Source organism: Paraburkholderia humisilvae (assembly GCF_902859855.1).
GTDB lineage: Bacteria > Pseudomonadota > Gammaproteobacteria > Burkholderiales > Burkholderiaceae > Paraburkholderia > Paraburkholderia humisilvae.
The window spans coordinates 1-4,517 of the sequence record NZ_CADIKH010000185.1 but is presented as its reverse complement, the minus strand read 5'-3'; the positions used below and the strand labels follow the sequence as shown (position 1 = coordinate 4,517).

Annotated in this window: 1 protein-coding gene and 2 pseudogenes; 1 reads left to right on the top strand and 2 read right to left on the bottom strand. The window is 55.7% G+C overall.

The window, feature by feature from the left end; genetic code table 11:
* Positions 1-281: 281 nt before the first annotated feature.
* Positions 282-1,318 (bottom strand): annotated as a pseudogene (locus HV796_RS40380) (IS110 family RNA-guided transposase).
* A gap of 1,647 nt (positions 1,319-2,965) precedes the next feature.
* Here HV796_RS40380 and HV796_RS40375 point away from each other — a divergent pair.
* Complete coding sequence (locus HV796_RS40375; RefSeq protein WP_175233303.1) at positions 2,966-3,910, top strand: AEC family transporter; 945 nt, start codon at positions 2,966-2,968, stop codon at positions 3,908-3,910.
* 419 nt (positions 3,911-4,329) lie between these two features.
* On the opposite strand, the pseudogene HV796_RS44980 reads toward HV796_RS40375, so the two are convergent.
* A pseudogene (locus tag HV796_RS44980) lies at positions 4,330-4,517 on the bottom strand (integrase core domain-containing protein); the annotation flags it as partial.

Sequence of the window (4,517 nt, the reverse complement as noted above, 5' to 3'; positions counted from 1 at the left end):
CGTCGCTCGCAACAAGCTCAAAAGCGCTCAGCACCGACCTTCGATCATCGCCGCGTGCTGGATTCAGGCAACCTTGTGGTGACGTCATGATTTATGGAAAGGTCAATAGGTCGGCTCCGCAGCTCCACATCGAATCGGCGTCATTGGACTCAATATTTAGTCGACCCTTGTCGACTATCGGGGCTGTGCTCACCGCGGTCTGACCTATGTCGCCATCATGCATGCTGACCTTGAGCAACCGTTGCGTTAAGCGAACTGCGATACGAAGCCGATACTTTCATTCAGGCGGTCGTGACCGGTGAGCGGTAATCCCGGTCACCCGCGAGCAAGGCCCAGACAATGCGGGCATTCCGGTTGGCCTGCGCGACCGCAGTCTGGTTGGGGTGCTTGCGGGCCAACAGGTGCTCCAGCAAGGGATCGACGGGAGTCTTGCCGCGCCGCTGGATTCCCTGGCACATCCGGACTACCGCGCGTGCGCCGTGAATCAGGAGTGTGCGCAAATACGGATGGCCTCTTTTGCTGATGTGGGCCAGACGCTGCTTGCCACCCGGGGAAAACTGTCGTGGTACGAGGCCAAGATAGGCTGCAAGGTGACGTCCGCTGATAAAACCCTGCGCGTGCGTTCCGATATGGCCGATGAGCGCGGTTGCCGTCAGCAGACCAATGCCAGGTATTGCCGCGAGACGCTGGCTGGTTTCGCTGTGCCGGTGCCATTGACGGATCTGTGCTTCCATCACGTCGATCTTGCGATCAATCTCCCTGACGTGTTCGAGCATGTCCATCAGCAACCGTCTGGGCACGCCAGGTAATTCATTCGTCGCGTCTTCGGCGAGCGCAGGGATGTCGGCGCGGTGGCAGATGCCCTGCGGCAGAATCAGACCGTACTCGTCCAGCAAACCACGTAGATGGTTACTGACCTGGGTTCGCATCTTGACGAGCAGTTGCCGGCTGACGTGCAGATGCAAAATGCTTTGCTGCTCGGCCGTCTTGACGGCCACGAAGCGCATATTCGGCCGTTGCACTGCTTCGCAGATGGCTTCGGCATCGTTCATGTCGTTCTTGTTCGTCTTCACGTAAGGTTTGACGAAATGCGGTGCCATCAGCTTCACTGTATGCCCATGGCAGCCATCCTGCGAGCCCAGTAATGTGCGCTGTCGCAAGCCTCCGTGCCGACCAGACAGGGAGGAAGGCGGGTGAAGAACGGCACCATTTGGGGCCGGCTGAGACGTTTGCGCGACACCGTATGTCCTCGATCATCGACCGCGTGGATCTGTAAAACGTGCTTGGCGAGGTCAACTCCGACAGCGGTAATATCCATTTCGGACACCTCCACCCGTCAGTTGAACATCGGACTTCAACTTTGGCACATCTATGCCGTTACGGCGGGTGGTGCCAATATAGGGGGCGACTATTCAACATTTAATTATCCTTGATAATGGTAATCAGGCCCTCTCGGGTGAAAACGAAACTCGTCACCCAATTGGCCCACCTTACGGTGATCTGTTTTCGCAACATGAAGCAAGCCTGGGTCGAGAATAAGTAAGAAAATGACGAGACCAGAACTGCGCTCCAACGCGCATTAAGCGCGATCGAGCCGAGTCCCGAAAAATCGAACTCCGTGCACGCGCGGTACATAGCACTCGATGCCAGTACATGCTGCCAGAGATCGATATGAATAGCGGCGCGATCAGGCGGCCCAGTGCTTCGTGGTGAAGCGCATTCGCGGACAAAAGCGCTCAAGGGACAATCGATGATATGTCCACCTCAAGGCACGACCGGAAGGTATCGAAGAGTTAAAACCGCAAGGTGCCACGCCCTTGTAATCCGGCTCGGTCCTTGTGAGCACGCAGCGATACACGGACGAACGATCGCACGTAGCGCGCATCCTTGCTGCAACCGCTTTGGATCGGCTAGCGACGGATAAAAAGGCGTGGCTATCGGATTCGCTCGCGCACGCAAGAGGAACCTTCATCCCCATGCGCACATTCACCCTATCTTACGAAAGGGTTGGGCGACCGAGCGCACACGGCTATTTGGCATTCAGTGCGAAGGGGCTACCCGAAACGCCCGCGCAAAACAAGAGCAGCTTCGTTGGTGTGTCGCCAGCAATGCCTCTGTGTATCGGGCCGACCAATTCGGGCAAGACCTCGCCTTGAGATACCGTCTTACGTAAGCCATCCTTGGTTTCGACAGTCAGTTTTCCGGTTGCGATATAGGCCGCGCATGGTGCGGGATGAGTGTGCCAAGGCGTTTTCGCGTGCGGAGCGGTAGTCAGCTCCAGGACGGTCAATTGGGGCTGTCCCGATGGATAAGCGGGATAGAGCGTGCCATTCCACGACTTGTCCGTATGTAGCAAAACGGTCGGTTTCCCCCCATTTTTATAGATCGAGGCCCCGGTGGTTTGGGCGAAAGCTGGAACTACGCATGCCCCGATAAGACCTGCGCTTAACACCAGTAAGGATCGTTTAAATAATGATTGCATGGCTTTGTCGCTTCAAGCGTGGTTGATGGAGTGCGAAATTTACATTTCCATATCGATGGGTGGCCATGCGACACACGAAAGGAAAATGGGGTGTCACGAAATTATTAAATGAAATTAACGTTTTAACAAACATTGACAATTGTGTGCGGAAGCCGCCGTACTATGACAAACGTTTCTGCGGCAAGCCGATATCCATTGTCGCCCCGTATTTTCTGTAAATCCATGTTGTCTTTGAGGCCACATGTCGATGCTGTGACAATGTGCGATTGTCGTACGGGTTCGTCATCTGAAGTTGCGGGTCACTTAATTCGAGGAGCGTAAATGAAGGGTGGGGTAATTTTCTTCTTATACATTTATTTTCGCCGTCTAATCCTATTTTTTTAAGTGCTGACATGTTCCGGCATTAATAATGCCGCCTCTACGACCTGTTGGTCTGCGCGTTGCGATCGACTGGAATTGCTTTTTAAAAAATGAAGGCGACCGATGATATCAACCATAAAAATCCTATTGCCAGTGTTCGCTCTCATTGCTGCTGGGTTTGTCTGTCGGCGACGGGGCATACTCGGTCCAACAGCGGCATCCGAATTGAACCGTTTTGTGGTCTATCTTGCGTTTCCAGGGTTGTTGTTCGCGGCGATGGCGAACGCGTCCTGGGGGCAACTCGATTTGCCGGGCTTTGTCGCGACTGTTGGTCTTTCCTGCGCGGTCGTATTCATTGTTGTGCTTGTATGGCGACTAGCGTCAGGACGGGAGCTTGCGGACGCGAGCGTAAACGCGATTGCGGCGTCCTATCCCAATGCTGGTTACATCGGTATTCCTTTATGCCTGATAGTTTTTGGACCGTCCAGCCTGACGCCCGCCACGATTGTCAATGTCTTGGTCGGGTCCGTGCTATTTGGTGCGTCGAGTGTTCTCGTAGAGGTTGGTACTCGGAAGGAGGCGCATCGGCTGACAATGCTCTTAACGGTGCTTCGCTCGTTGGGACGGAACCCGATGCTGATCGCGCCGCTGGCCGGCGCGATCATTTCAGGCCTGCATGTCACATTGCCGGCGAGTGTGGATACGTTTCTCAAGTTGCTTGGCGGTGCTGCAAGTCCGGCGGCGTTGGTCGGCCTCGGCATTTTCCTGGCTGAAAAACAGGCGCCAGAAGCTCAGGTCACGCGAGATAGCTTGATATTGATCGGCGCGAAGTTGTTGATACAGCCAGTGTTGGCTTGGTGGCTAGCAGCGCGTGTGTTCTTCTTGCCCAACTCGCTTGTCGGGGTAGCAGTCATTCTGGCGGCGTTGCCAACAGGAACCGGTCCGTACATGCTTGCGGAGTTTTATAAACGCCAGGCATCGGTGACGTCTCGTACGATCATGTTATCCACGATAATGTCAGTAATTTCGCTACCTTTGCTGATAACCTACATTCACACGGGGCGCTGAGTGTTGGTCTTCGGAAGTTGTACGACGAGGCCACGTAGGGCGCACGCGCGATTAGGATTGGGCTGAGAGGCCACTTCGAGTAGGACGTAAGCGTCGAAGTGTACCGACGAGAGAAACGTCGACCGTTAGCAAATGGGCGGGCGTCCGCAGGTAAGTATCGCCGCGCTGGGAATACCCAGTATGTGGTCGACCCGGGTCGACGGATAGATTTGCAGTTGAGTTTAATGCGGAGTGGCACCTCCCGATAAGGTTGAATCGCGGGTTGTCCACCGGCGGGCGGCGGGTCGCCTGTCTCGACCATGACGCTGCCCGGCAGGGGGCAACCCACGAGGCGGCACAGTTTGCCTGCGGCGTTCAGATTTTCGAATTCGAGCGGTGAACAATATCCAGTGCTGCCATGCAGACGGCGCACGTTGTACATACCAGCTCTCCAGGAACCAGAAGATGCGCTGCCGGGCCTGTTCATGGGTCGCGAAGTGTTCGCGCGTGAGCAATTGCGCTTCAGGTGTGCCGAAGAAGGACTCGCACATGGCGTTGTCGTACGCGTCGCCGGCCGTCCCCATTGACGGCTGCACGCCGGCTTCGCGGCAGCGCCGCCCGAATGCTA